This window comes from Streptomyces albus subsp. albus (assembly GCF_000725885.1).
Lineage (GTDB): Bacteria > Actinomycetota > Actinomycetes > Streptomycetales > Streptomycetaceae > Streptomyces > Streptomyces albus.
Genome location: NZ_JODR01000017.1, coordinates 198,509 through 224,941 on the forward strand (window position 1 = coordinate 198,509; position 26,433 = coordinate 224,941).

General features: G+C 74.0%; 13 protein-coding genes. 2 read left to right on the forward strand and 11 right to left on the reverse strand.

The window, feature by feature from the left end; genetic code table 11:
- Positions 1–152: 152 nt before the first annotated feature.
- The 4 genes from IO40_RS0120785 to IO40_RS33845 form a co-directional block, all read right to left on the reverse strand.
- Positions 153–2,933 carry a glycosyltransferase gene (locus IO40_RS0120785; protein ID WP_078659782.1) on the reverse strand — a complete coding sequence of 927 codons (2,781 nt, stop codon included), beginning with the start codon at positions 2,931–2,933 and terminating at the stop codon, positions 153–155.
- Positions 2,930–4,213: a Gfo/Idh/MocA family protein gene (locus IO40_RS33840; RefSeq protein WP_016469282.1), complete on the reverse strand. Its 1,284-nt coding sequence runs from the start codon at positions 4,211–4,213 to the stop codon at positions 2,930–2,932. The genes IO40_RS0120785 and IO40_RS33840 overlap by 4 nt, the downstream gene beginning before the upstream one ends.
- Complete coding sequence (locus IO40_RS0120795) at positions 4,210–5,358, reverse strand: DegT/DnrJ/EryC1/StrS family aminotransferase (RefSeq protein ID WP_041969100.1); 1,149 nt, start codon at positions 5,356–5,358, stop codon at positions 4,210–4,212. Before IO40_RS0120795 ends, IO40_RS33840 begins: the two co-directional genes overlap by 4 nt.
- Before the next feature lie 216 nt (positions 5,359–5,574).
- Complete coding sequence (locus IO40_RS33845; RefSeq protein ID WP_031029605.1) at positions 5,575–6,291, reverse strand: acyltransferase; 717 nt, start codon at positions 6,289–6,291, stop codon at positions 5,575–5,577.
- Between the two features lie 293 nt (positions 6,292–6,584).
- Between IO40_RS33845 and IO40_RS39470 the strand changes: the two genes are divergently transcribed.
- Positions 6,585–8,954: an arabinofuranosyltransferase AftB family protein gene (locus IO40_RS39470; RefSeq protein ID WP_031175903.1), complete on the forward strand. Its 2,370-nt coding sequence runs from the start codon at positions 6,585–6,587 to the stop codon at positions 8,952–8,954.
- A gap of 88 nt (positions 8,955–9,042) precedes the next feature.
- On the opposite strand, the gene IO40_RS0120815 is transcribed toward IO40_RS39470, so the two are convergent.
- Complete coding sequence (locus tag IO40_RS0120815) at positions 9,043–10,224, reverse strand: acyltransferase family protein (RefSeq protein ID WP_031175904.1); 1,182 nt, start codon at positions 10,222–10,224, stop codon at positions 9,043–9,045.
- Between the two features lie 902 nt (positions 10,225–11,126).
- Here IO40_RS0120815 and IO40_RS0120820 point away from each other — a divergent pair.
- On the forward strand, positions 11,127–13,835 hold the full coding sequence (locus IO40_RS0120820; protein WP_031175905.1) for a glycosyltransferase: 2,709 nt from the start codon (positions 11,127–11,129) through the stop codon (positions 13,833–13,835).
- Here the strand turns inward: IO40_RS0120820 and IO40_RS0120825 are convergent.
- The 6 genes from IO40_RS0120825 to IO40_RS0120850 all read right to left on the reverse strand — a co-directional run bounded on the left by IO40_RS0120825 (position 13,793) and on the right by IO40_RS0120850 (position 25,628).
- On the reverse strand, positions 13,793–15,886 hold the full coding sequence (locus IO40_RS0120825; RefSeq protein ID WP_041969098.1) for a hypothetical protein: 2,094 nt from the start codon (positions 15,884–15,886) through the stop codon (positions 13,793–13,795). The genes IO40_RS0120820 and IO40_RS0120825 overlap by 43 nt on opposite strands.
- Positions 15,887–16,227: 341 nt before the next feature.
- On the reverse strand, positions 16,228–21,264 hold the full coding sequence (locus tag IO40_RS0120830; protein WP_016469289.1) for an NAD-glutamate dehydrogenase: 5,037 nt from the start codon (positions 21,262–21,264) through the stop codon (positions 16,228–16,230).
- Between the two features lie 517 nt (positions 21,265–21,781).
- On the reverse strand, positions 21,782–22,075 hold the full coding sequence (locus IO40_RS0120835; RefSeq protein ID WP_158724382.1) for a hypothetical protein: 294 nt from the start codon (positions 22,073–22,075) through the stop codon (positions 21,782–21,784).
- Positions 22,076–22,293: 218 nt separating this feature from the next.
- Positions 22,294–23,070, reverse strand: a complete 777-nt coding sequence (locus IO40_RS0120840; protein WP_016469291.1) for a hypothetical protein — start codon at positions 23,068–23,070, stop codon at positions 22,294–22,296.
- 204 nt (positions 23,071–23,274) lie between these two features.
- The gene (locus IO40_RS0120845; RefSeq protein ID WP_016469292.1) at positions 23,275–23,973 is read right to left on the reverse strand and encodes an HAD family hydrolase; all 699 of its coding nucleotides are present in this window, start codon (positions 23,971–23,973) and stop codon (positions 23,275–23,277) included.
- A 1,154-nt stretch (positions 23,974–25,127) separates the two neighbouring features.
- On the reverse strand, positions 25,128–25,628 hold the full coding sequence (locus tag IO40_RS0120850) for a DUF6912 family protein (RefSeq protein WP_016469293.1): 501 nt from the start codon (positions 25,626–25,628) through the stop codon (positions 25,128–25,130).
- Positions 25,629–26,433: the final 805 nt, after the last annotated feature.

Consider the following 26,433-nt stretch of genomic DNA (forward strand, 5'->3'; position numbering starts at 1 on the left):
CGCCGAGAGGTCGGGTTTCCGAGGGGTCTTTCGAGGGCCTGTTTTCGGGGGTCTGCTTTTCGGGGGGTCTGCTTTTCGGGGGTCTGCTTTCCGGGGTCTGCTTTCCGGGGGTCCGCCGGGCGCTCCCGGGGCCGGGCGGTGGTGGCCCGGGGCTAGCGCAGGAAGCCGTCCAGCACATCGGCGGTGTAGCCGCCGTCGTGGTAGGTGCGTACGTACTCGACCGACTCCCGCGCCGTGCGGCGGGCCCCGTCGCGGTCGTCCAGCAGGGACTCCAGCGCGCTGCGCAGGGTGTTGGGCGTGGCGTTGACGATGGGCGGCCGGACACCGACGGACTCGTGCAGCCGCTCGTCCAGGAACGCGATGACGGGCCGGCCGGCGGCCATGCCCTCGCAGGCGAACGTGCCGTAGGTGCCGACGGCGAACTGGTCCACGACGATGTCGGCGTCCTTGACCAGCTCCTGCACCTGGAGCCACGGCACGCCGGTCACCATGCGGAACTCGATCAGGCCGCGCCGGTCCAGCTCCTCCAGCACCGGCACCACCTGCTCGGTGCCCTTCGTCCAGCGTTTGGAGGGGGCGTGCACCACCACGGGGCGGGCGCGTTCCATGGCGGGCCGTTCGCTCGCCCAGCCGTCCACGTCCACCACGAGCGGCGCCCAGCGGGCCCCGGGCAGCTCCTCCAGCAGGTCGGGGGTGGTGACGAACTGCGGAAGTCCGCTCTGGGCGGCCATCCGCCGGTTGCGGGCGCTCTTCTTGGCCAGCACCTGGAGGATGCGCTCGTCGGCGGCGTGGAAGAGGGAGTTCTCGTAGCGGCTCATGTGCCGCTCGGGGTCGCGCACGTCGCTGCCGTGCGCCAGCAGCGCCACCTTGATGCCGGCGGCCGACAGGGAGGGCAGGTCGTCGGAGATGTGGCCGCCGTTGAGCCTGCCGAGCGCGGGGGTGAAGGAGTCGGCCAGATAGTGGGTGTAGGAGCCGAGCACGCGGCGGGCCCGCTCCAGCTGGAAGCCCAGATCGCCGGTGCGCTCCCCGATGGCGTAGATGTCGGCGGGGTAGATGACGCTCTGGTCGTGGGTCTGCATCAGCACTTCGGCCGACAGGTCCTGGCGCCGTTCGCACAGGGCGCGGGCGAACCCGGCCAGTTGCCCCGCGGAGTTGGCGCAGCCCATGCCGAGCCGTACCGGGGTGCTGCCCAGCGCCCGCCAGCCGGCCGGCAGCCCGCCGGGCGGGGCGGTCCCGGCGGGACGCGGCGTGCCGGAGGGGCCGAGGCCGGGCTGCTCGGAGACGGACCAGCACACCGTGCGGGGTGCCAGCCGGGCCGCGGACTCGGGTCCTGCCAGCCGTTCGTACAGGCGCAGCAGCCCGGCGGACTGCTGCTCCCAGGACAGCTCGTGCAGCAGTTCCTCGGTGATCCGTCCGGCCAGCCGGGCGCGTGCGGCCAGTCCGCGCTGGACGGCGGCGACGAAGGAGGGTACGTCCTCGGTGACGAACACCTCGCCCACGCCGGTGCGTTCGACGAAGCCGCGCAGGGTCCGCACCCCGCTGGTGATCAGCGGCAGCCCCGCGTGCAGGTACTCGGCGGCCTTGGTGGGCAGCGAGATCTCGCAGTTGGGCACGTGGCGGAAGCAGATCAGGCCCAGGTCGGCGGAGGAGAGGTAGTCGGGCACCTGCTCCTGCGGCACGTAGGGCACCACGTGCACCCGTTCGCGTACCCCGAGTTGCTCGGCGCGGAACAGCAGCCGCTGGAGGGTCGCGTTCGGTTTGGCGGCGGCGACCAGCGCCAGGTGGGCGTGCGGCAGTTCGGCCAGGCCCTCGACGGCGGTGTCCAGTCCGCGTTCGGGGCCGATCCACCCGGCGTAGACGAGCAGCGGCACGTCCTGGCTGAGCCCGCACGCGTCGCGTACCGACACGCCCTCACCGGCGCGGGCGCTGACGGCTTCGCGGACGGGCGCGTTGGCGACGACCAGCGGGGTGTCGGGCAGCCGGTAGGCCTCCTGGAGGATGCCCGCGAGTTCGCCGGAGACGGTGACCACCGCGTCCGCCCGACCGATGTACTCCTCCTCCACGCCGGGGAACGCGGCGGCCCGTACCGCGTCGGGCCACTCGACGCCGCGGACGTACTCGTGCGCGTCGTACAGCCAGCGGGTGCGCAGCCCGCGGGCGCGGAGCCGGGCCGCACAGCGCGCCCCCACGGCGATCATGGTGATGTCGTTGGCGTGGATGACATCGGGTTCCAGCTCCTCGATCACCGGCCCGAACGCCAGGTCGAGATCGACGAGTTCGGGCCAGTCGCGGCGCCAGTCCCCGGTGGGCCGGGCCGCGCCGGACGCCGCGCGGCGCTCCCACTGGTAGAGGCGGCCCCGCCCCTTGTGCGCGTAGCGGCGCACCCGGACCCAGCCCTTGAGCGCCTCCCGGGCCAGTGCGGCGCGCGGCCCGGTGCCCTCGCCGGTCAGCCAGCCGGCGCGGGCCGACTGTTCGCGCACCCACGCCGCGTGCGCCGCGCGGGCCCGTACCCAGGCCGCGTCGTCGGGCAGCCCGAACTGGGTGATCCTGCTGCGCAGATGGGGGCGGCGCCGCTCGGCCGCCACGACGGCGCGCATGTGCGCGGCCACCGGCACCTTGACGACCCGGACCGGGCCCAGCACCGACTCCTCGCGCCGTTTGGAAGAGCTGCGGCCCACCAGGGTCACGTCCCAGCCGGCCCGGGCGGCGGCGATGGCGGTCTTCTGGACCCGCGAGTCACCGGTGATGCCGTTGCCGACGACGACGGCCAGTCTGGGCCGGCCCGGACGGCGCCGCTCCCCGTCCGCCGGGCGGCCGTCCTTGGCGGGGGTGCCGTCGGCCGCCCCGTCGCCGAGCCGTGCCTCGGCCGCCTCGGGGGCCTGTGCGCTCCCGCGGCCGGCCGGGTACCGCCCGGCCGCACCCGGCGGCCTCATGCCGTGGCCTCCGCCACGCCCGTGCCGGTGGCGGTGGCCGCCGCCGGTCCGGTGTCCGCCCCGGCGCGGTGGGCGGGTGCCGGAGCGGAGCCGGTGGGCAGCACGGTGGCGGGCACCGTCACCGGCGCCGCCGGGTCGGGCGCGGGGCGCGCCCCGGCCGTCGTACGCGCCGCGTCCAGCACGGCCGCGGAGACCTCGACCGTGCGCAGGCCCTCGCGGGCGGTGACGATGCCGCCGTCGCCGTCCGGGGCACCGCCCGCGCGGACGGCGTCGCGGAACCGCTCGTGCTCGACGAGCAGCGGTTCCCGCTTGGGGAAGGCGTAGCGGACGGTGTCGCCCTCGGCCACACCGCGGAAGGCCCGCAGGGCCTCCCACTCGGTGGCCTGGGCACCGTTGGCGTGGAAGGTCAGGTCGGCGGTGAGGGTGTCCGCGACGAAACAGCCGCGCTCCCCGGTGACGGCGGTGAAACGCTCCTTGAGCGGGCTGAGCCAGTTCACCAGATGGCTGACCATGGTGCCGTCGGTCAGCGTGCCGACGACCGCCACCATGTCCTCGTGGGGCCGGCCGCTCTTGGAGACGGTGCGCGCGGACAAGGACGCGTACGCCTGCCCGGTGATCCAGCTGGTGAGGTCGATGTCGTGGGTGGCCAGGTCCTTGACCACGCCGACGTCGGCGATCCGGTGCGGGAACGGCCCCTGCCGGCGGGTGACGACCTGGAAGACCTCGCCCAGCTCCCCCGCCTCCAGCCGGGAACGCAGCTGCTGGAGCGCCGGGTTGAACCGCTCCACATGCCCGACCCCCGCGACCAGGCCCCGCTCCTCGAACGCGGCCACCAGCCGCCGCGCGGCCCGCGCCGAGTGGGCCAGCGGCTTCTCGATGAGCGCGCACACGTCGTGCGCGGCCAGCCGCAGGCCGATCTCCTCGTGCAGTGCGGTGGGGCAGGCGACGACGGCATAGTCGACACCCAGCGCCAGCAGGTCGGCGACGTCCCGCAGCACCGGCACGCCGGTGCGGACGTGCAGGCTGCCGTGCGGGTCGCCGGCCGGATCGACGGCGCCGACGAACTCCACACCGTCGAGCGAGGCGAGGATGCGCGCGTGGTTGCGGCCCATCGCGCCCAGCCCGATGAGTCCGGCCCGCAGCGGTCGCGGCCCGCCCCGGGAGACCTCGCCCGCCGGTGCGGGTGCGGGGCCGCGCTCCGCGGGTCCCGGTGCGTCGGCCGTCCTGGGGGCGTTGGCGGTCGGTGCCGTGGTCGCCGTTCTGGCTCTCGTCGCCGTCATCGGGTCACTCCCGCCTTGCCGGCCGCCCTGGTGACGGCCGCCACGATCTGGTCCAGGTCGCCCGGGGTGAGCGAGGGGTGCACGGGCAAGGAGAGCACCTCGGCCGCGGCCCGGTCGGTGACCGGGAGTTCGGCTCCCAGGTGCGCGTAGGGCTTCAGCCGGTGGATGGGGGTCGGGTAGTAGACGGCGCAGCCGACGCCCTCGGCCTCCAGGTGCCGGCGCACCGCGTCGCGGGCGGCGGCGCCGCCGGGCACCCGCACCGTGTACTGGTGGTAGACGTGCCGGGCGCCGTCGGCGACGTGGGGGGTCAGCAGGGGGCCGGCCAGTCCCGCGTCGAGCACCTTGGCGTTGGCGCGGCGCCGTTCCGTCCAGTCGGCGAGCCGTTCGAGCTGGACGCGGCCGATGGCGGCGGCCACGTCCGTCATCCGCATGTTGGCGCCGACGATCTCGTTCTCGTAGCGCTGCTCCATGCCCTGGTTGCGCAGCAGCCGCAGGGTGCGGGCGCGGTCCTCGCCGGGGACGACGACCATGCCGCCCTCCAGGGCGTGCATGTTCTTGGTGGGGTAGAAGCTGAAGCACGCCGCGTCGCCGAAGGTGCCCACGGGCCGGCCGTGCAGGGCCGCCGCGTGCGCCTGGCAGGCGTCCTCGACGAGGGCCAGCCCGTGCCGTTGGGCGAGCTGGGTGAGCCGGCCCATGGGCGCGGGGTGCCCGTACAGGTGCACGGGCATCAGTGCGGCGGTGCGCGGCCCGACGGCGTCGGCGGCGGCGTCCGGGTCGAGGCAGTAGGTGTCCGGGTCGATCTCCGCGAAGACGGGCTCGGCGCCGGCCAGCCGTACGGCGTTGGCGGTCGCCGCGAACGAGAAGGAGGGGACGACCACCTCGTCACCGGGCCCGATCCCGAGCGCGAGCAGCGCCAGGTGCAGCGCGGAGGTGCCCGAGTTGACGGCCACGCAGGGGCGGCCCTCGACCAGGGCGGCGAACTCCTGCTCGAAGGCCGCCACTTCGGGTCCTTGCACGACCCGGCCGTCGCGCAGCACCCGCACGGCGGCGGCCACCTCGTCGTCCCCGATCACCGGTTTGGCGGCCGGGATCGCCCTCGTGGCGGCCGGCGCCGCGGACGCGCCGGCGCCCTGCGGCCCGTTCATGTCTCTTCGCAGCCCTTGCATGGCGGATGTGCCCCTCCGGGTCCCCGGCAGTGTCGTCCTATGTGGACCCGCATCCACCGCGCATATAGCACTATGAGCCTACAAATCACCCGGTCTGCCTACAGGGTGGCGGCTCAGCCGTCCCCGTCCCCCTCGCCTCCGTCTCCCTCGGCCACGGCCTGCCACAGCGTCACCGCGCCGGAAGGCGGTGGAGGCTCACTCGTCCCCGTCCCCCTCGCCCCCGTTCCCCTCGGCCACGGCCTGCCGCAGCGTCACCGCGCCGGACGCGTCCGCCGCTCCCTCCCGCTGCTCCTCGTAGCGCTCACCCGTGACCGGGCACTCCCACATCCCGGCGCGGCCCGGCAGCTCCCGCAGGCGTACCCCGGCCCTGCCCACCCAGCCGACACGCCGCGCGGGCACCCCCACCACCAGGGCGAAGTCCGGCACATCGGCGGTCACCACGGCGCCCGCCGCCACCATCGCCCACCGCCCGATCCGGACCGGCGCCACACACACGGCACGCGCCCCGAGGGAAGCGCCCTCCGCGACGGTCACCCCCACCGCCTCCCAGTCCCCCGCCCGCTTGAGCGCGCCGTCCGGGTCCACGGCGCGCGGGGCGCGGTCGTTGGTGAGCACGACGGCGGGACCGACGAACACCCCGTCGGCGAGCTCGGCCGGCTCGTAGAGGAGGGCGTGGTTCTGCACCTTGCAGCGCGCCCCGACACGGACGCCCGCACCGATGTAGGCGCCGCGCCCGATGACGCACTCCGCACCCAGCACCGCCCCCTCCCGCACCTGCGCCAGCTCCCAGACGGTGGTGCCGTCCCCGACGACGGCATCCGGAGAGACCTGCGCCCCGGGCATGGCACGGAAGGGCCGGCGCGGCGGCTGCGGGGAGGAGGCCGGATGGGCGGTCGCGTCGATGGTGCTCATGGGCTCACTTCCTGTACGACAGCGGGGAAGGGACGCGGAGCCGCCCGGAGCACCGGCCGGCACACGGCCGCCTCCCGGCTCACGCCGGTGGCGGCCCGCGGCCCCGTCGGCGGGGGCCGCTCCGCGAGTACGCCGAAGGATGGCCGCCCCCGGCCGCGCCTGCCGCCCGGCGCGCCGCACGGTGGGTCTCCCGTCGGCCGTGCGGGTCCCCCCGTCCGCCGCCCGGGTGAGCCGGGCACGGCCCGCGCGCCGCGGCCGAGGCCACCGCGCGGGGCAGGGGGATGGTGGGCGGTATGTCCCGATCCGATGAGCTTCCCGTCCCCCAACCGACGCCCGGAACACGGGCTTTCGGCCTGCCCGGCACCCTCGCGCAGCGCTGGAACGCATTCGCCGTCGCCGCCTGCGGAGCCGTCGTCCTCGTCATGGGCTACCGGCATCGCTGGACCAACGACGACGCCCTGATCTACACCCGCGCCGTCCGCCAGATCCTCGCGGGCAACGGCCCCGTCTTCAACGTCCAGGAACGCGCCGAGTCCTCCACCGGCACCCTCTGGCAGTGGCTGCTGGCCGCCGGCGGCGCCCTGCCCGGGGTGAGCGACCCGCTCCGGCTGGCCGTGGCCCTCGGACTGCTGCTGACCGTCGCCGGCTACCTCCTGGCCCTGGACGGCACCCGCCGCATGCTCCGCATCCACCGCCCCGCCGGAGCCCTGCTCCCCGCCGGGGTACTGGTGCTGCTGCCGCTCTGCGCGACCTGGGACTACGCGACCTCCGGACTGGAGACGGGACTGTCCTTCGCCTACCTGGGCGGCGCCTGGTGGCTGCTGGTGCGCGCCCGCACCCTGCGGGCCGCATCCGAGGCCCCCGCCGGCCGCGGGCGCCCGGCGCTGGCGCCGACGGCCTTCGCTCTGGGCCTCGGCCCCCTCGTCCGCCCCGACCTGGCCCTGGTCAGCAGCGTCTTCCTGGCCGCCCTGTGGCTGCTGTGGCGGCCCCCGCTGCGCACCACCCTCGGCTGGGCCGGCGCCGCCGCCGCGCTGCCCTGCGCCTACGAGATCTTCCGCGCGGGCTACTACGGCGTACTCGTCCCGCTCCCCGCCCTCGCCAAGGAAGCCTCCGGCACCCAGTGGCAGTTCGGCTGGGACTACCTGCGCAACACCCTCGACCCCTACCTCCTGTGGATCCCGCTTAGCCTGCTGGCGGGGTACATCGGGTACCGGGCGTACGGGGTGTGCAGGGCGCGCGGGGCCTCCGCCATGGCCGGCACTCCTGCCGCGCCTGATGCTTCCGCCACGGCTGGCGCCTCTGCCACTCCTGATACTTCTGCCGCGCTCGGCACTTCCGCCACGGCTGGCACTCCAACCACACCTGATACTTCTGCCGGGCTTGGCACTTCCGCCACGACCGGTACCCCTGACACACCTGAGACCTCTGCCGCACTCGGCACCTCCGCCACGACCGGTGCCCCTGCCACCTCCACCACCTCTGCTGAGCCTGACGCTCCCGCCCCTCCGGGCACCTCCGCCGAACCTGGCGGCGCTGTCACTACTGGCACCCCTGCCGAACCTGGCGGCGCTGTCACTCCAGGTACCTCCGCCACCCCAGGCACCACTGGGGCCCTTGGCACCCCTGCCACGTTCGGCACCGCCGTCACGCCCGGCAGTCCCGCCGCACCTGGCACGGTCACGCCCGGTACGGCCGCACCCGTCGGCTCCGCCATCGGCGGCGGCTCCGCCGTGGGTGCCTCCCTCCCGCACGGCGTGCCCGTCCGGCGGTGGGTGCGGTGGTGGGGCGGGACGCGCGACGGGCGGGCCGCGCCCCGGCCGTACACCGCCGACGCGGTGCTCGTGGGCGCCCCGGTAGCCGCCGGGCTGCTCTCGGCGTTCTTCGTGGTGAAGATCGGCGGCGACTTCATGCACGGCCGCATGGTGCTGCCCGCGCTCTTCCTGCTGCTGCTCCCGATCTTCCTGCTGCCCCTGGGGCGGGCCGCGACGGTGCTGGCCGGCGCCCTCGCCGCGTGGGCGGTGGTGTGCGGACTGCTGCTGCGACCGCCCCTGGAGAGCCCCGACGACCCGCGGATCGTCTTCGACTCCCACACCGTCTACCAACGGGTGCTCGGCGACACGCACCCCGTGGGGCAGTCCGCCCACACCGAGCGGCGGCTGGCCTTCAGCGACGCGGCCCGGCACACCCTGCGGACCGGCCGCCACGCACTGGTGCTGCGGCTGCCGCACGACGCCGGATACCCCGTGGTGCCGCTGGCGCCGCACGTCCGGGCGCCCGTCGCCGCCGCCGAGGCCCGGCTGGGGCACGCGGGGGCGGTGCTCCCGCTGGACGGGTTCGTCATCGACACCCTCGGCCTGAGCAACCCGCTGGGCGCCCACACGGAGCCGACCAGCCGCCGCAAGGCGGGCCATGAGAAGCCGTTGGACCGGGCGTGGGTCGTCGCGGACGTGACCGCGCCGGGCACCCGGGTCCCCGGTGTGGACCCCGACCGGGTACGGGCCGCCCGGCACGCGCTGACCTGCGGCCCCCTCCCGGAGCTGCTGGCCTCCGCCCGGGAACCGCTCACCCCGGGCCGGTTCTGGAGCAATCTGACGGGCGCCTGGGACCGCACCCGTTTCCGCATCCCTGCGGACCCGGTGGAGGCCGAACGCCGACTGTGCTGAGGCCCGCGAGCGGACGAACGGACGAACGGACGAACGGACAGCGGCACCGGCGGACGGCGGGCGGGGCTCCGCCGTCCGCCGCCCGGCATCAGCGCGCGGGCCGGCCGGTTCCCGCTTCGGCCGGCACGGGCGCGCCGCGCAGCCAGCCGGGGAACGGGGGCTCCACGCACGGCCACAGCACCCGCCTCACGTGCGGGAAGCTCAGCAGCACGGTGACCCCGGTCACCAGCACGCTGGTGCCGAGCACGGCCAGCGGGCCCGCCTCGGCCACCGCGCGGAAGCCGCCCGCGTCCGCGAACGCCGTGAGGGCCAGCCCGTGCAGCAGCAGCGGGTAGAGCGCGCAGCCGCCCAGCGCGGTGAAGGCGGTGCGGCGGGCGGGGACGAGGGCGAGGAACGCGGCGACGAGCAGCGCGCCGACCGCGAACTGGGCGAGCCGCACCTCCACGTACAGCAGCGGGGGGACGCCGAGCCCGTCGGCGCCGGCCTCCATCAGCAGCCAGTCGGGGTCGATGCGGGGCGCCGCCCACCAGGCACCAGCCGCGGCGGCGGCCATCACCGGCAGCGCCCACCGGCGTGCCGTCCGGTTCCGCAGGGGGCGCAGGTGCGCGGGGCGCAGCCGCAGGCCCAGTACGAACCATGGCCACAGCATCAGGATGCGGGGCAGCGCCAGTTCCCCGCCCAGGTCGGTGAACCCGGCGCCGAGCGACAGCAGCAGGGCGAAGACGAGGGGCCAGCGCACCGCCTGCCACAGCGGTGCGGTCAGCCGCCAGACGAACAGCGCGACGAGGAACCAGCACACGAAGGCCGGCCGGGTGGGAGTGAGGGCGAAAGGCCGGTCCAGGAGGAGGACGTGGACGCCCGCGTATGCCGCTTCGAAGACGAAGTACGGCACGAGGATGTGGGTGATCAGCCGGCGGAGCTGGTCGGGACGGCCGGTGAAGTCGCGGGAGAGGTGGCCGCACAGCAGGACGAGGGCGGGCAGGTGGAAGGCGTGGACGAACAGCCAGGCGGCTTCGACGGCGCGCATGCCCTCGGCGACGGGCGTCCAGCTGTGACCGAGCGCGACGAGGACGACGAGCAGGAACTTGGCGTTGTCGAGGAAGGGGTCGCGTCCGCCCTGCCGTCCCTGCGCGGTGGCGCCGTTGAGCCGGCGCACCCGCGCCCGCACGCTGCCGCGCGCCGCCTTCTCCCCTTCCGCGCCGGTACGCGCCCGCGTGCGGACCCGGGTCCGCACGCCCGCCGACCGGCCGTCGTCGTCCCGCTGCGGCACACGGCGCGGACCCGACGAGGGCGAGGGTGAGGGAGCGGGCACCGCGGCACCGACCGACGGCGGCCCGGCGGGACGCCCGTCAACAAGAGGCCCACCCGCGGCACCCCCGCCGACAGCGCGCCCGTCCACAGGACGCTCACCGGTGAGACGCCCACCAACAGCGCGCCCGCCCGCGAAACGCCCGTCCGCAGATCGCCGGCCGCCGGGGCCCCCTTCAACGAGACGCCCACCGGCGGAACCCCCGTCAGCGAGAGGCCCACCGACAGCACGCCCCTCCGCAGGACGCCCACCGGCGAAACGCCCGTCGGCAGGGCGCCGACCAGCAGGACGCCCGCCGAAAGGGCGCCCGTCCACGGGGCGCCCGCCCCCAGGGCGTCCGTCCGCCGGAGCGGGGAAGGGGGGCGGGGGCGCGGACCATCCGTACGGCTGCGCGCCGGCCTCGGCCGGCGACGCAGCCCGCCGGGCCGTCCCCACCGAGGAGGGCCGCTCGGCGGCGCGGCGCGGCGCGGAAGCGGATGTCGCGAAGGTGTCGCTGAAGGGGTCCCGGGCCATCACGCATTCCTTCGCTCGCGGGGTTCGCCCATCGACCCGTACCGCGGGCGCGCACCGGCGCGGGGCCGCACGCCTCGCGCCGGGCCGCGGCGGGTGGGCCGGCTGCCGGCACCACCGCCCGTGCCCGGCGCGGCCGGGTCGATGATCTTGGAGGCCATTGATCCGACAGTAAGCGCGGCGCCCGCCACGGCCCGTGCGGCATGCCGCCGCCGGGGCCGAACGAGGGACATACGAGTGTTACGAACCCCTCGCCTCTTCTTCCCCACCTCAAATAGTCGGAGGACAAAACGGGACAGAACGCATGACGTCCGCAGCACGGCAGAGGGCGCACGGGAGAAGGGGAGGCTGCGATGAAGATCGTGTTCCTGCTGGACAACGCCTATGGGATCGGCGGCACGATCCGCTCGACGGTCAACCTCTCCAGGGCCCTCGCTGCCCGGCACCGGGTCGAGGTCGTCAGCCTCCGCAGATCCCGCGAGGAGACCTCCCTCGTCTTCGACCCCCGGGTGCGGCTCAGCTCCCTCATCGACCTGCGCCGCACCTCCCCCGACTACGACGGTGACAACCCCGACTACCACCGGCCCAGCGAACGCTTCACCGAGGGGCGCGACCATTTCGAACGTGGTATCGCCACCCGCCTCGGCGACCTGCGGATGAGGGAACTGCTCGCGGGACTGGACGCCGACGTGGTCATCGGCACCCGCCCCAAGATCAACGACTACCTCGCCGCCTACGGAACCGACCGGTACGTGCGCATCGGCCAGGAACACCTCACCCACCGGATGCACAGCGACCACATCCGCACCCACCAGGACGCGGCCCTCGCCCGCCTGGACGCGTTCGTGACGGTCTCCTACGCGGACGCCGCCGACTACCGTGCCGCCCTGCCCGACGTCCCCGCCCGGATCACCTGCATCCCGAACGCCGTCCCCGCCGCCGACGTCGAACCCTCCCAGGGGCAGGCCCGGCTGGTCGTCGCCGCCGGCCGCCTCATCAAGGTCAAGCGCTACGACCGGCTGCTGCGCGCCTTCGCCCTCGTCGCCGAACGGCACCCCGACTGGACTCTGCGGCTGTACGGGCGCGGCCCGCAGCACGACGCCCTCCAGGCCCTGCGTGACGAACTGGGCCTGTGCGACCGCGCGTTCCTCATGGGCGTCCACTCCCCCATCGAGCCGGAATGGGCCAAGGGCTCCGTGGCCGCCGTCTCCTCCGACGCCGAGTCCTTCGGCATGACGCTGGTGGAGGCCATGCACTGCGGTGTGCCCGTCGTCTCCACCGACTGCCCCTACGGCCCCGGCGAGATCATCGACAACGGCCGCGACGGTCTCCTCGCGCCCCTCGGACCCACCGAGGACGCCTCGGTCCGCGCCTACGCCGACGCGCTCCTCCACCTGATCGAGAACCCGGACCTGCGCGCCCGCATGGGCCGGGCCGCGCTGGAGAAGGCCGCCCGCTACGACCCCGAGCGCATCGCCGCCGAGTACGAACAGCTGATGACCGACCTCGTCGGGACCCGGCCCCGCCCCCACCACCCCGCACCGGCCCGGCCCGAACCCGAATCCACCACCCCGGAGCCCGCCTCCGGGCCCGCCGCTGCCACCCCGAAGTCCGGGCACCAGCACGCCGCCGCCGAGGAGTCCAGACGTCGGCCCGCCGCCCCGGAATCCGGGCATCAGCACGCCACCCCGGAGTCCGCACACCAGCCCGCCGCCCGGGGCGCCACGGGACAGCACACCGCCCCAGCGTCAACGTCCACGACCGGGTCCGCACCCGGGGCCGGGTCCGCCCCGCCGCCCACGTCCGGGCCCGGGTCCGCGTCCGGGTCCGCCGCCCCGGGCGACCCCGGCGCCCGGCAGGCAGCGGGCGGTGCGCCCCCGACGGCGGCCTCCGCGCCGGAGGCGGCGCAGGAGGCCCGGGACCGCGCACCGTCCGCACGCCACGCCCCCGCGCCCGCCCTGCGCGCCCGCGTGCTGCGGGCCGCCCGTCGCGTACTCCCCGGCGCCCTCGTCCCCCTCGTCCGCCCCCTGTGGCGGGCCGCCCGCACCCACCGCGCCGGCGCCGCCCCCGCCAAAGGCATGCGCCGTCCGCTGGCCCGGGCGCGTTCCGGGGCCGACGGCAGCCTGCTGCTGCGGCTGCGCGCCGACACCCTCCCCCAGGGCCCGGCCCGCCTGTCGCTGCGCGCCCGCCACCGCGACGACACCCCGCCCGTCACCGTCCCGTTGCCGCCCGCCGGCGAGGCGGACGGCGACGGCTGGGTCGAGGTCCGTCTCACCCGTTCCGCGGTGTCGCTGTCCGAGGCCCGGTGGGACGTGTTCGTCGAACGCGTCTCCGACGGCCGCGGCAGACGGGTCAAGGCCCTGATGGTGGAGACCGCCCGGCTGCTGACCATGCCGCCGCCGCAGCGCGCCGACGGCACCCTGGAGCCGTGGGTGCCGTACGCGACCGGCGACGGCTACCTGGCCGTCCGCGTCTGGTCCAGGGCCCGGCACGCCGAGGTCACCGCCCTCGCCCCCGGCGAGCACGGCTATCTGCTCACCGCCCGGCTGTACGGGCAGGCCAGCCGCCCCGAGCTGTCCGCCCGCACCGTCGAGCTGTCGGGCGGACCGGTCCTGGCCGCCGTACCCCGCCACGACCCGGGGCAGGCGTTCGAGTTCCCGGGCCGGTACGGCACCGAGCCGGACACCGTGCGGCTGGAGTTGCCGTACGAGCTGCCCGTGGCCTTCGCCCACGGTGCCCGGGAAGCCGTCTGGGACCTGTGGCTGCGGCCCGGCCTGGGACCCGACCGGGTGCGGCTCGGACGGATTTTGGGCGACCTCGCCGACCGCAAGAAGACCGATATCGTCCCCCGCACCCCGGTGGGCGACAGCGGCACCGCCGTCCAGCTGTACTTCTCCCTCAACAACAATCTCGTCCTCGCCCTGACGCCGCACCCCGCACCCGCCGGGGAAGCCGGCACGCCGCCGGCGGGGAGAGCGGCCGGTGAGACGGCACGCGCCGACACCGCCGGGGGCGGCGGTCAGGGCCGTTCGTCCTCGCCCAGCGCGTCGGCCAGCGCCTGACCCCGCTCCTGCTCCCGCTCGGCCGCCACCTCCCCCTCCGCGTCCACCGGCCGCCGCTCCCTCGCCCGCACCAGCCGGGCACGCTCCTCCGCCTGCCGCCGCAACGCCTGCGCGGCACGGTCGAAACGCACCAGCGACGACGGCTGAGAGGGGCCCAGCAGCCGCAGCTTGAGGGCGGCGCGCGCGGCGGCGAGCGTGTCCAGCTCGGGGTGCCGCACACTGCGCAGCAGCTCCGGGATGCCCGACCCGTCCGGGCCCAGGACGGTGGCCGCCCGCACCGTGGGGAAGGCGGCGCGGAAGGCGTCCTCCTCCAGACCGGTGGTGTTGGCGACCGCGTACGGTTTCTCGCTGCTGAGGTAGTCCGAGACGACCGACGAGACGTCCGAGACCAGCAGGTCCGCCTCGTTGAAGCAGCAGTACAGCCCCGGTCCCTCCTCGGTCACCACGCAGTGCCGCCCGGCGGGCAGCGCCGCCCAGTACGCCTCCTCCCAGGCGCGCCGGGCCTCGGCCACCGCCCGGGCCCGGCCCGGCTCGGGTGCCGGCTGGCGCAGCATCCGCTCCACCTCGTCGGCGTGCGGCCCGTACGCGTCACGGCTGAGGGCCGCCAGCCGAGCGGACGCCCGCCGCAGTGCCGCCACCGCCTCCGGGGCGGGCGGCGGGCCGCCGCGCCGCTCGTTCGCCTCCTCGACCAGGGCACGGATGCGCGCGTCCGCCGCACCGGCACGGGGATCGACGGTGCCGGTCATCGGGTGCGGCTTGTACAGCAGGCGTACCTGGGGGTCGGCCAGCAGCGCCCGGACGATGTGTTCGCCCGCCACCACCACGGAGGTGTTGCCGGGATCGTCGGTGAAGCCCTCCCAGGTGGGCGCGTACAGCACCGTCAGGTAGCCGTCGCGGTGGCCGACGGGCCGGGTGCCGGCGGCCTCGATCGGTGCCAGCTGGGGGCGGCCGACCTCGACCACGTCCTTGTCCTCCACCCCGACGTGCGCCTGCGCGTACCGCTCGCGGGCCTCCTGGCCGGCCACCCACACCTGGTCGTAGGCCTTGGCGTACGGGTTGCAGGAGGAGAGCTTGTCCGACTCGCCGTGGTTGATGAAGGCGTGTTTGAGGGTGGGGATGCGCAGCACCTGTGAGGTCTTGCCGGAGTTCGAGGGGTGCAGCAGCACCTTCAGCGTCGAGTGCTCCAGCCGCATCAGGTGCGACACCTTGGGCACGCACAGGATCGGCACGTCCGTCGTGTCGATCTTCTGCACCATGAACCGCTCCCGCAGCACGATCAACGGCCGCCCCTCCAGCTCCGCCAGCGTGCTCAGCCACATGTTGGCCTGGTACGCGGAGGCGTTGCCGCCGGAGAAGTACATGCCGATCGTCGGGCGGTACTCCGCCAGCCACCGCTCCAGCCACTCCAGCGCCTCCGCCTCGTCCGCGACCCGCTTGCCCGGCAGCAGCCAGGTGGCCACCCGGCCCGCCCCGGCCAGCAGCCCCGCACAGCAGCACAGGGCGGCGGCCTGGGCCCACACCGGGTCGCCCGCCACCGCGGTGCCGCACATCCCGGCCGTCGTCAGCGCCGAGACGCACGCCAGCCGCAGCGTCGTCCGGGTGCTGAACAGGGCGGGCGGCGCACAGCTCAGCCGCAGCGCGGAGGCGTCGATGTTGCGGGTGACCACCGGGAGCTGCCGCCGCGCCCGTACCGCCCCCGCCACCGCCTGGCAGACGAAGTGCAGCGCCCAGCAGCCCAGCAGCGCGGCCAGCAGCAGCGCGGCGCTCCCCGCCCGTACGACGCCGAGCGCCCCCAGGCCGCCCACCAGCAGCGCGTCCCGCAGCAACTGCCGGGCCGACGGGGTGAACTGGGCCCGGCCCAGCCGCTGCGCCGTACGCCGAGCGCCGCGCTGCATCACCACGTCGGTCAGCAGCCCCAGCACGGCGCCGGTCACCACGAGGGCCGCGTTCCCGGCCACGATCCCCAGCGTCTGGAGCGCGTAGCCGGCCCCCAGCGCGCTGAGCGCCGCGCCGCTCCGCACACTCTCGCGGGCCGTCCGCGCACCGGACACGGAACCCGCGCCCGAGGGGGCACCCGGAGAGGCCGAGGGGCCCGGAGCCGATGGGTCACCAGTCCGGTGCCCGTCCCGTGCCGACGCGTCCCCCGCCCCGTGCCCGTCCGGGGCAGGACGGGCACCGGCTCTCGTCTCGTCGTCCGCGCCGTCGCCCGCGTCGCCGACGCCGTCCACCAGCGCACCCACACTTGACCGTAGGCAGCGTGCGCGCCGTCTGTCGCGCCCGGACTCCGCCGAACGTGTGACCGCCGGGCCGGGAGGCGGTCGCCTCCCGGCCCGGCGGCCGGATGCTGCGGTGGGACGGAACCGTCAGCGTTCGCCGCCGACGGACCGGCCCGTCAGCGGTTGCTGCGCAGCAGCGTGCGCATCGTCCGCATGGCGACCGACAGGTTCGCCAGGTCGAACGTCTCCGACGCCTGGATCTCGTCCAGGGTGCCGCGGGCCCGGATCAGGATGGCGCGGTTCTTCTCCTCCCACGCCTGGTACAGCTCCTCCGGGGTGTCGGTGCCGCTCCCGGCGGCCAGCACATCGGCGGTCAGCAGCTGGTGGGCGGCGTAGAGGTCCTCACGGATGGAGGAGCGGGCCATCGACTGCCAGCGGTCGGCCCGCGGCAGCTCGCTGACCCGGCCCTGGAGCTGGGTGATGCCCAGCCGGTCCGCCAGGTCGAAGTAGACCTCGGCGACGTCCATCAGCTCCTTGCCCATGCGGTCCGCGACGGCCACCACGTCGAGCGCGGAGAACGCCGCCGCCGACCCGGCCATCCGCAGCGCCAGCTCGGAGGGCACCCCGGCGCCGGACAGCTTGTCGTAGACCCGCTGGTGCCACTTGAGGTCGTCGCCCTTGAGCAGCTTCGGCAGCTCCGTCCAGACGGTCTCGACCCGTTCCGCGAACAGTTCCACGGTGTCGGCCAGCGCCAGCGGCTGCGGGCGGTTGTTGAGCAGCCACCGGGTGCCGCGCTCGACCAGCTGCCGGGACCGCAGCCGGATGTCGGTGAGCACGCTCGCCGGCACCTTGTTGTCCAGCGACTCGGCCTCGTCCCAGATGTCCCCGAGGCGGAAGATGGCCCGCGCGGCCGTGTGGGCGCGCACGATCTCCTCCGTCGAGGCCCCGGACTCCTCCTTCATGCGGTGCACGAACGTGGAACCCGCGGTGTTGACCGTGTCGTTGACCAGTACCGTCGTGACGATCTCGCGGCGCAGGGCGTGCGCGGTGATCTGCTGGCCGAACCGCTCGCGCAGCGGCTCGGGGAAGTAGCAGAACAGCAGCCGCTGGAGGTAGGGGTCGTCCGGCAGCGACGTGCCGATCAGCTCGTCCGTCACATTGATCTTGGTGTAGGCGAGCATGACCGCCAGCTCCGGCTGGGTCAGCCCCTGCCCGTTGCCGCGCCGGTCCCGGATCTGCCGGTCGGAGGGCAGGAACTCCAGCGTCCGGTCGAGCTTGCCCTCCTTCGACAGCCTGCGCATCTGCCGCTGGCTGGCCAGCAGCAGGCTGGGCGCCTGGGCGAGGGAGTTGGCCAGCGCCGCGTTCTGCGCGTAGTTGTTGCGCAGCACCAGCTCGCCGACCTCGTCGGTCATCTCGGCCAGCAGCTTGTTGCGCTGCTTGACGGTCATGTCACCGTCGGCGACCACCGAGTTGAGCAGGATCTTGATGTTGACCTCGTGGTCGGAGGTGTCCACACCGGCACTGTTGTCGATGGCGTCGGTGTTGATCCGGCCGCCGCCCGCGGCGAACTCGATCCGGCCCAGCTGGGTGCAGCCCAGGTTGCCGCCCTCGCCCACGACCTTGACCCGCAGGTCCTGGCCGTCGACGCGGATCGCGTCGTTGGCCTTGTCGCCGACGTCCGAGTTGCTCTCCGTGGACGCCTTGACGTAGGTGCCGATACCGCCGTTCCACAGCAGGTCCACCGGTGCGGTCAGCACGGCCCGCATCAGCTCGGCCGGGGTCATCTTCGTGACGCCCGGCTCGATGCCCAGCGCCTCCCGCACCTGCGGGGTGATCGGCACGGACTTGGCGGAACGCGGGTGCACACCGCCGCCGGCCGAGATCAGCTTGGTGTCGTAGTCCGCCCACGAGGAACGCGGCAGCTCGAACAGCCGGCGGCGCTCCGCGTAGGAGGTGGCGGCGTCCGGGTCGGGGTCCAGGAAGATGTGCCGGTGGTCGAAGGCGGCCACCAGCCGGATGTGCTCGGAGAGCAGCATGCCGTTGCCGAACACGTCGCCGGACATGTCGCCGACGCCGACGACGGTGAAGTCCTCGGTCTGGGTGTCGTGGCCCAGCTCCCGGAAGTGGCGCTTGACCGACTCCCAGGCGCCGCGCGCCGTGATGCCCATGCCCTTGTGGTCGTAGCCGGCCGAGCCGCCGGAGGCGAAGGCGTCGCCCAGCCAGTAGCCGTAGGACTTGGCGACCTCGTTGGCGATGTCGGAGAAGGTGGCGGTGCCCTTGTCGGCGGCGACCACCAGATAGGTGTCGTCCTCGTCGTGCCGGACGACGTCCTTGGGGTGCTCGACCTCGCCGGAGACGAGGTTGTCGGTGACGTCGAGCAGGCCGGAGATGAACGTCTTGTAGCAGGCGATGCCCTCGGCCTGCCAGGCGTCGCGGTCCTGCGCCGGGTCGGGCAGCTGCTTGCCGACGAACCCGCCCTTGGCGCCGACCGGCACGATGACGGTGTTCTTGACCTCCTGCGCCTTGACCAGGCCCAGGATCTCGGTACGGAAGTCCTCACGCCGGTCCGACCAGCGCAGACCACCGCGCGCCACCTTGCCGAACCGCAGGTGGACGCCCTCGACGCGCGGCGAGTACACCCAGATCTCGTACTTGGGGCGCGGCGCGGGCAGGTCCGGGATGGCCTGCGGGTCCAGCTTCATCGACACATAGGTGTGCGGCTTGCCGTCCTCGGCGAGCTGGAAGTAGTTGGTGCGCAGGGTGGCGTTGATGACGGTGAGGAAGGAGCGCAGGATGCGGTCCTCGTCCAGGCTCGCCACCTGGTCCAGCGCGCCGTTGAGCTCCTCCAGGATGCCGTCGGTCAGCTCGTGGCCGGCCCGGCGGCGGGCCGGGTCCAGCCGCGCCTCGAACAGATTGACCAGCAGCCGCGTGGTGTGCACGTTCCCGCGCAGCGTGTCCTCGATGTAGGACTGGCTGAAGGTGGCACCCGCCTGCCGCAGGTACTTCGCGTACGCGCGCAGCACCATGGCCTGCCGCCAGGTCAGCCCCGCCGACAGCACCAGCGCGTTGAGGCCGTCGTTCTCCGCACGGCCCGTCCACACCGCCTCGAACGCCTCCTGGAAACGCTCGCGCGTCTCCTCCTCCAGACCGCGCTGGCCGTCGGGCATCCGCAGCCCGAAGTCGTAGATCCAGGCGTGCGAACGGTCGGCGCAGCGCAGCTCGTACGGCCGCTCGTCCACCACCTCGACACCCATGGCCTGCAGGCCCGGCAGCACGGCGGACAGCGAGACGGGGCTGCCGGTGCGGTAGATCTTGAACCGGCTCTCGCCCGGTGCCGCACCGACCGGCTCGTACAGGCTCAGCGCGAAGTCGTTCTCCTTCTCGCCCCGCACGAGCTGCTCGATGTGCTGGAGGTCGGCGACCGCCGCCCGCGGCGAGAAGTCCGCCTTGTAGCCCTCGGGGAAGGCGTGCGCGTACTTCTGCGCCAGCTCGGCCGCCTGCTCCTCGCCGCACTCGGCGACCAGCGCCTCGCTGAAGCCGTCGGCCCACGAACGGGCCGCCTCCGCCAGCCGCGTCTCGATCCGGTCGACCTCGGCGTCGGTCAGCTCCCGCAGCTCGGCGCCGGGACGCACCCGGATGACGAAGTGCAGCCGCGAGAGCACCGACTCGGTGTTCCACGCGGTGAAGTCGACGCTGGTGCCGCCCAGTTCCTCGGTGAGGATGTCCGTCAGCCGCAGCCGCACCGCCGTGGTGTAGCGGTCCCGCGGCAGGTAGACCAGCGCCGAGTAGTACCGGCCGTACTCGTCCTGGCGCAGGTAGAGCCGCAGCTTGCGGCGCTCCTGGAGGTAGAGGACGGAAGTGACGATGGACCGCAGCTCGTCGGCGGGCGTCTGGAACAGCTCGTCACGCGGGTAGGTCTCCAGGATCTGGAGCAGGTCACGCCCCGCGTGGCTGTCCGGGGTGAAGCCCGCGCCCTCCAGCACCTCGGCGACCTTCCGCCGGATGACCGGCACGCGCCGCACCGACTCGGTGTAGGCGGCGGACGAGAACAGCCCCAGGAAACGGCGCTCCCCGATGACGTTGCCGTCGGCGTCGAACTTCTTGACGCCCACGTAGTCCAGGTAGGAGGAGCGGTGGACCGTGGCGCGGCTGTTGGCCTTGGTGAGCACCAGCAGCCGGTGTTCACGCGCCTTGGCCCGGGCGCCGGCGGTCAGCCGGTTGAACGACGGCGAGACCGGGTGGCTCTCCTCGGGGCTCTGATGCGGGTCGGACCGCAGGATGCCCAGGCCGGTGCCCGGCAGCGGGGTGAGGCTCAGCTCCTCACCCTCCTTGCGACCGGCGGACGGGTCGCCCTCCGCCTCCAGCTCGTACTCGCGGTACCCGAGGAAGGTGAAGTGGTCGTCGGCCAGCCAGCGCAGCAGCTCGCGGGCCTCGTCGATCTCCTCCTGCGGCAGATCGTCGGTGGGCTCCTCGGGCAGCTCCTCTGCGATGCGCAGCGCGGCGCCCCGCATCTTCTGCCAGTCCTCGACGGACTCGCGCACGTCGGACAGCACCCGGCGCAGGTCGGCGGTGATCTGCTTGAGGTCGTCCCGGTCGGTCTCCCGGTCGATCTCGACATGGATCCACGACTCGACGAGCGCGTCGTGCGGCAGCTCGTCCCGCTTCTTCCTGGCCTTGCGCTTGCCCGCGCCCCGCGAAGCGCCGGCCTGCTGCGCGGCGTCCGCCTGCTGGGCTGCGACCTCGTCACGGCCGGCGGACAGGATCTCCAGCAGCTTGCCGGACAGATCACGGCGCACCACCATCTGCGGGTGGATCACGACGTGGATGCCGCGGCCCTGCCGGGACAGCTCGTTGGTGACCGAGTCGACGAGGAACGGCATGTCGTCGGTCACGACCTCGACCACCGAGTGCGTGCACGACCAGCCGTTCTCGTCGATCGACGGGGAGTAGGCCCGCACATTGGCCGTGCCCTGGGGCCGCTCCTGGGCGAGACGGTAGTGGGCGAGCGCGCCGCCGAGGATGTCCACCGGGTCGCGGTCGGTGAGGTCCTCCGGCGCAGTGTGCAGGTAGTACCGCTGGAGATACGCGCCGAGGGCCCCGTCCTGGGGGCCGGGGCCTTGGACCGGGTGGCGCCCCTGTGCCGGGCTCTGTTCCGCCACCCGGGCGGCTTCCGCCAGCCGCTCGGCTTTTGCTTCATCCAGCTTGCTCTGCATGTCCTCTGGCTCCTGTCGCGCGCCGTTGCGTGACGTCGGGATCGAAAAGGCAGGGCACCGGAACGCGGGGTGTCCCCCCGGGTCCGCCGCGGTGCCGGGAGAGACGACCAGCGGCGCCCCGCGCACGTTCTCGCGGAGGGCGCTGTACGGAGTGACGCCCGCAGGCGGATCCTCCGAGGGATATCGCGCTGATCACGTAGGCAAGGCTATCGCTCCCCGGCACCGGAGCGTCATGGCCCTTATGTGTACAAATGGGGAGACGGGAGGGATCGTCTTGGCCGGTTCGGCCATCCCCCCACCGTGTGCCTCGTCACTTTCCCCCGGCCACCCCCTCCCACCTGCGAGAAAGCGGCCGGTCACGCGCCACGTCGCCGCTGTCGAACCGGTCACACCTGTCCCCGCTTCCCCCCTCACGGGCCACTCACGGGCCACGGGTCGCGTCCGCGCCGCCACGCCTTGCGCAGGACCCCGGGCGCTCGCACCACCGGCGCCGCCTTCCGCGGGGCACGCGCCCCGTTCAGGCCACGCGCTCCCCCATCCGCGCGGACCGTCGTTCCCCGTTCTTCGTGAACCACCACTCGACGAGCTGGATCCGCAGCATGTCCGCGATCCCGGTGACGAGCTCAGCACTGGGCCGGCCGTCGAAGACGTGCATGTCCGCCTTGTCGGAAGGGATACGCACGCGCCACCGCTCCCCCTGCACCTCGACAAGGAGGACCGCCGTGAAGGTGCGCTCGTTCTCCACGATATCCAGGGCGTGGACGGTCATCGTCAGTCCGCCCGTCTCGAAGGCCCCCGAAAGACGCGACAAGAGCAGCTCTCGCACTTGTTCGACGGACGACATCCCTCTCCCATCCGAACAGCGCCCGATCCGCGAGTGGCCGCATCGCCTCGAAGCGCTCGCCCCAGGGCACAGGACAGGGCCCGTACCCCGGAACCGTCCTTGCCCCGAGGCGGCTCCTCGCCTCCTGCCCCGGAGGCGGTCCGTGGCCGAGGACGCACTCGGCGGTGGGCGTACCACCTCGCCGCTCAGGTGCCCAAGGCCACCAGCACGCTCCCCCTCACCGCGCGCGCCTGCCGCAGCGCCTCGACGAACAGCTCGGCCAGCCACGCCGCCGTCTCCCCGCCCCACCCGCGAACGGTGCAGTCGAAGCTCAGGCAGTGGCCGCCGCCGGCGACTTCTCGCAGACGCTCGTGGCCGGCGGGCCGAGTGGCGACCCCTGCGACGAGGCTGTCGGTGCCGGCCCCCGCCCCGGAACGGCACGAGAGGTGGCCGTGGGCGAGATCCTCCGCCGTCGCCGCGAGCACATCGGCCCGTACCGAGTCCGGGAGCCCTTCCAGACGGACCCGCACCGCGCGTTCGGGCTGCCGGAAAGCGGTCAGCTCCCGCCACCCGGCCATGGAGGCGAGTGCTGCGCGGGCATCGGCCGCTGCCTCCATGGGCACCAGAGCGTGGAGCCCGGTGAGGCGGTGGGTGCCGATGGCACCCAGCGCGTCGGTCAAGAGCACGGTGAGCGGCACGAAGGGCAGGCGGCAGGCGGGCGACCGGGGAGCCACATCAACCTGGACCCAGATCATCTCCGTGCGCCGGCCAGGGTTCCGCCAGTCACCGCCCGCCTCCAGATGCCACCACCTGCGTCCGGGCGGCACACCATCGCTGGAGTGGACCGAGGGCCAGCCGTATGCGTCGGCGCGGCTGATCAGCAGACCGTTGATGCCATCGTCCACCTGCGCCACATCGTCCTGGTGCCAGTGCTCGATCACAGCGGCATCGACGTCCACGACCCCGTGAAGGCCGAGGAACATCTCATGCCTCGTGCTCGCCACCGCCGCCCTGCCACGCGGCAATCCCTTCCGCCTCACCCCGGCCTCCACACCCGGTCTGCTCATCCACTCGCTCCCAGCCGAGCCAGTCCGCGAAGGCGAAGCAGACCCGCCCTTCACCCGATGTGGCAACGGGCCTCACGCCAACGGGCAAGGCGCGCGCTCCGCAAGCACTGAGGCCGCCGTCTACGGCCGGGCTATCCGCTCCGCCACTTCGACGGCCTCGGCGAGGCTGTCCACCACGGGCACCCCGGCCTCTTCCAGGCTGGCCCGGCTGTGCGACCCGCCGGTGAACAGCACCGCCCGCGCCCCCACATGCGCGGCGGCCACAGCATCGTCCACCGCGTCCCCGATGACCACCGTCCGGCCCGGCGACACGGCGTGCGCGGCAGCCAGCTCCCTCAAGTGCCGCTCCATCTGCCCTGCCTTGCCGCCGCGACCGCCCCCGGTCGGCCCGGTGGCCCCGTCGACGCGGACGAAGCGCTCAGCGATGCCATGTGTCCGCAGCAGGGGCAACAGCCGGTCGTGCGGCGCCAGCGAGCACAGCGACTGCGTGTGCCCCGCGGCCTGCCGGGCGGCCAGCATCTCGGCTGCGCCCTCCTCCAGCGGCACACCCTCGGCAGCCCGCCAGTAATGCCGGTGGAAGGTCTCGTCCATGACCGCCCACTCCTCGGCGGTCGGGGCACGTCCGAGCAGCCGTTCGTAGAAGCGCGGCACCGGCACGCAGTACAGCTCCCGGTATCTCTCCAGCGTTATCGTCGGGAGCCCCAGCTCGTCGAAGGCCGCGTTGGTCGCTTCGACGACCGCCCCGATGTCGCAGAGCAGAGTCCCATTCCAATCCCACACGATGTGTACGGACAGTCCGTCCCCGGTCACCTGAGCCATGTGCTGGACCGTACGTGCAGGGGCTGACAGTCCGGTACCGGTTTCTGCCCTGCGGGACCGTGGGGGAATTCGCGTCCGGTTGCCACCGGTGGGACGGGGTGAGACGCAGCAGTGGCCGAAACCGTTGGGAGTCCGTGCCGACCAGCCCCGGCCAGGGAGGCGCCTGTCGCCACCGAGCGTTGGTCTCCAGCCCGGCCGACCGGTTCTCGACGGCTCGGCGGTGAGCGTCGGCGGAGGCCCACAGCGCACAGTCGAACACTTGGGATCCGTCGGCGCTCACGGAGAAGTGGGCCGAAAGCAGTCCGTCAGCCGGCGGCACCCCGGCGCCGCTCCCGGACACCGCATCCACAGTCGGTCCGCCCGCGCAGCGTCCGGGCTGTCGAACCTCCGGCTGGCCAGCACCACGCATGCTGCCTCAGCCGCCGGTCCGTGGACGGGCGTACCGCACCGCAGGACGCCCGAGGCAACGCCGACTCGCTCGATCCCGGGAACGGCGGCGTCCACTTCCTGTTTCCACGTCAGGTCCTGTGGCGGAACATCCTCCAAGTCGTCCACCTCGGAGAAGTGCAGCATCGTGGTGCCGTCGTCGGCGGCCAGAACGGTACGCACGCAGGCCGATGCCCGGCCAGGGCCTGCGCCGCCAGGCACCGGCGATCGCCTGTGCGAGGCATGCCGGCGCTCCGGCCCACCCACGTCCCAGGTGCCGAACAGCGCCGCCGCCGTGGAGACCGGACCGAGTACGGATTCGGCACCAGCCTTCACCAGCGGCCTCCTGCCGTTGCACAGCTACGCGAGTGGTCCTTCCCCCATAGTCCGTTTGCGGGGCACGTTCCACACCGGCCGCAGGACCTACGCCGGGCGGTCAGGCCGGCCACTCTCCGGCGGACCAGCGGCCGGGGCGTCCGACGTGCCGGGGAGCACACACCGGGCCCGCCTGCTGCCGCCCCGCTTCCCGTCCGCACCCGGCATCCCCTGCCCCTTCCCCCGCCCCCTGCCCAGGGCCATGCCGCCGATGCCCAGGGCCATGCGTCGACGGTACGGAAGGGCACCGACAGCGCGGCAGCGCGCTCCTCCGCCGCGGCGGTCCGGCCCGTGGTGGTCCTCCGGGAGGGGGCGGCCGACGACCGTGCCGGGTCGGGCGGCGACGCCCCGGGTCAGCCGATCAGGGCCGGAATCTCCTGGGTGGCGAACCACAGCAGTTCGTGGTCGCCGGCGCCGTCCACGACGGCCTGCGCCTTCTCGTCCCCCTGCGCGGCGGCCGTGAGCGCCCCGATCGCCGCCGTCACGTCCTCGACAGCGTCCTCCGCGTCCAGATGGACGGCCGCGGCCTTCGTCAGCGGCACCGGGGCGGTCACCCGTACCCGGCCCACGGGGTCCTCCGCGTCACCGTCCGCCGACTGCACCGTGGCGTCCGGCGCCTCCGCGACGACCACCACGCGACGCCGGGTCGCCTCGTAGTCCTCGGCCAGCCGCCAGAGCGAGGCCGCGGCGGCCTGCCCCAGCGCCGCGTACTCCAGTTCCTCGCCGTCCTCGGAGTCCCACCACGTCCGCAGCCCTTCGGTGACCGCGTAGGCCTCGAAGGGAGCCGGTCCCAGTTCACCCGCGCCGTGGGCCTGGCTCAGTGCGGGCAGGGTCAGAGGGACATAGACACGCATGGCTGCCGCTTTCGTGTATCGCCGGGACCGTTCCGCCCGTCAGCATACGGCCGCCCCGCGCCGCCCGCCCGGTCGAGCACGCGTACAAACCCGCAGGTAGAAACGGCGCGGCGGCAACATCGGTTCATCGCACCATCCTGACAGGTGAACTTCGCCGGGCCCCGCACGCTGTCCGGGCATCGTTGCCGCGCAGGTCATGCCGCCGCTAGAACCGTTGCCGCAAGCCGGTTACCGCTCGGTACGGATCAATCCGTCGGAGCCCGACCGGCAGCGCACCCGCGTTCGCGTACACGTCCATGTCCACGGGGGGACCCATGACCACACCCGAACCCGCGCCCGCACCCACGCACACAGGCGCCACATCCGCGCCCTGTTCCGGACCCGTGCGCACTGGTGAGCGCCCCACAGGAGCCGCAGCCCTTCAAGCGGACCCCAACGGGCACCCAGACCACACCAGGTGCACACCTCACACCGGCCCCGCAGACCTGTCCGCCGCACCCAACCCCACTGGGCCCGCACGCCCGTCCAACACACCCGGCCGTACCGGGCCCGCACGCCCGCCCCACACACCCAGCCCTACCGGGCCCGCACACCCGCCCCACACACCCGACCCCACCGGACACACGGGCCCAACCAACACGCCCAACTTCACCAGGCCCGCATACCCGTCCAACACACCCAGCCGTACCGGGCCCGCACGCCCGTCCAACACACCCGACCCCACCGGGCCCGCACACCCGCCCCACACACCCAGCCCCACCGGGCCCGCACGCCCGTCCAACACACCCAGCCCCACTGGGCCCGC

Excerpts from the sequence above, each read along its gene's own strand:
- IO40_RS0120785 (WP_078659782.1), bottom strand. The coding sequence starts at position 2,933 with ATGAGGCCGCCGGGTGCGGCCGGGCGGTACCCGGCCGGCCGCGGGAGC.
- IO40_RS33840 (WP_016469282.1), bottom strand. The coding sequence starts at position 4,213 with ATGACGGCGACGAGAGCCAGAACGGCGACCACGGCACCGACCGCCAAC.
- IO40_RS0120795 (WP_041969100.1), bottom strand. The coding sequence starts at position 5,358 with ATGAACGGGCCGCAGGGCGCCGGCGCGTCCGCGGCGCCGGCCGCCACG.
- IO40_RS33845 (WP_031029605.1), bottom strand. The coding sequence starts at position 6,291 with ATGAGCACCATCGACGCGACCGCCCATCCGGCCTCCTCCCCGCAGCCG.
- IO40_RS39470 (WP_031175903.1), top strand. The coding sequence starts at position 6,585 with ATGTCCCGATCCGATGAGCTTCCCGTCCCCCAACCGACGCCCGGAACA.
- IO40_RS0120820 (WP_031175905.1), top strand. The coding sequence starts at position 11,127 with ATGAAGATCGTGTTCCTGCTGGACAACGCCTATGGGATCGGCGGCACG.
- IO40_RS0120830 (WP_016469289.1), bottom strand. The coding sequence starts at position 21,264 with ATGCAGAGCAAGCTGGATGAAGCAAAAGCCGAGCGGCTGGCGGAAGCC.
- IO40_RS0120840 (WP_016469291.1), bottom strand. The coding sequence starts at position 23,070 with ATGTTCCTCGGCCTTCACGGGGTCGTGGACGTCGATGCCGCTGTGATC.
- IO40_RS0120845 (WP_016469292.1), bottom strand. The coding sequence starts at position 23,973 with ATGGCTCAGGTGACCGGGGACGGACTGTCCGTACACATCGTGTGGGAT.
- IO40_RS0120850 (WP_016469293.1), bottom strand. The coding sequence starts at position 25,628 with ATGCGTGTCTATGTCCCTCTGACCCTGCCCGCACTGAGCCAGGCCCAC.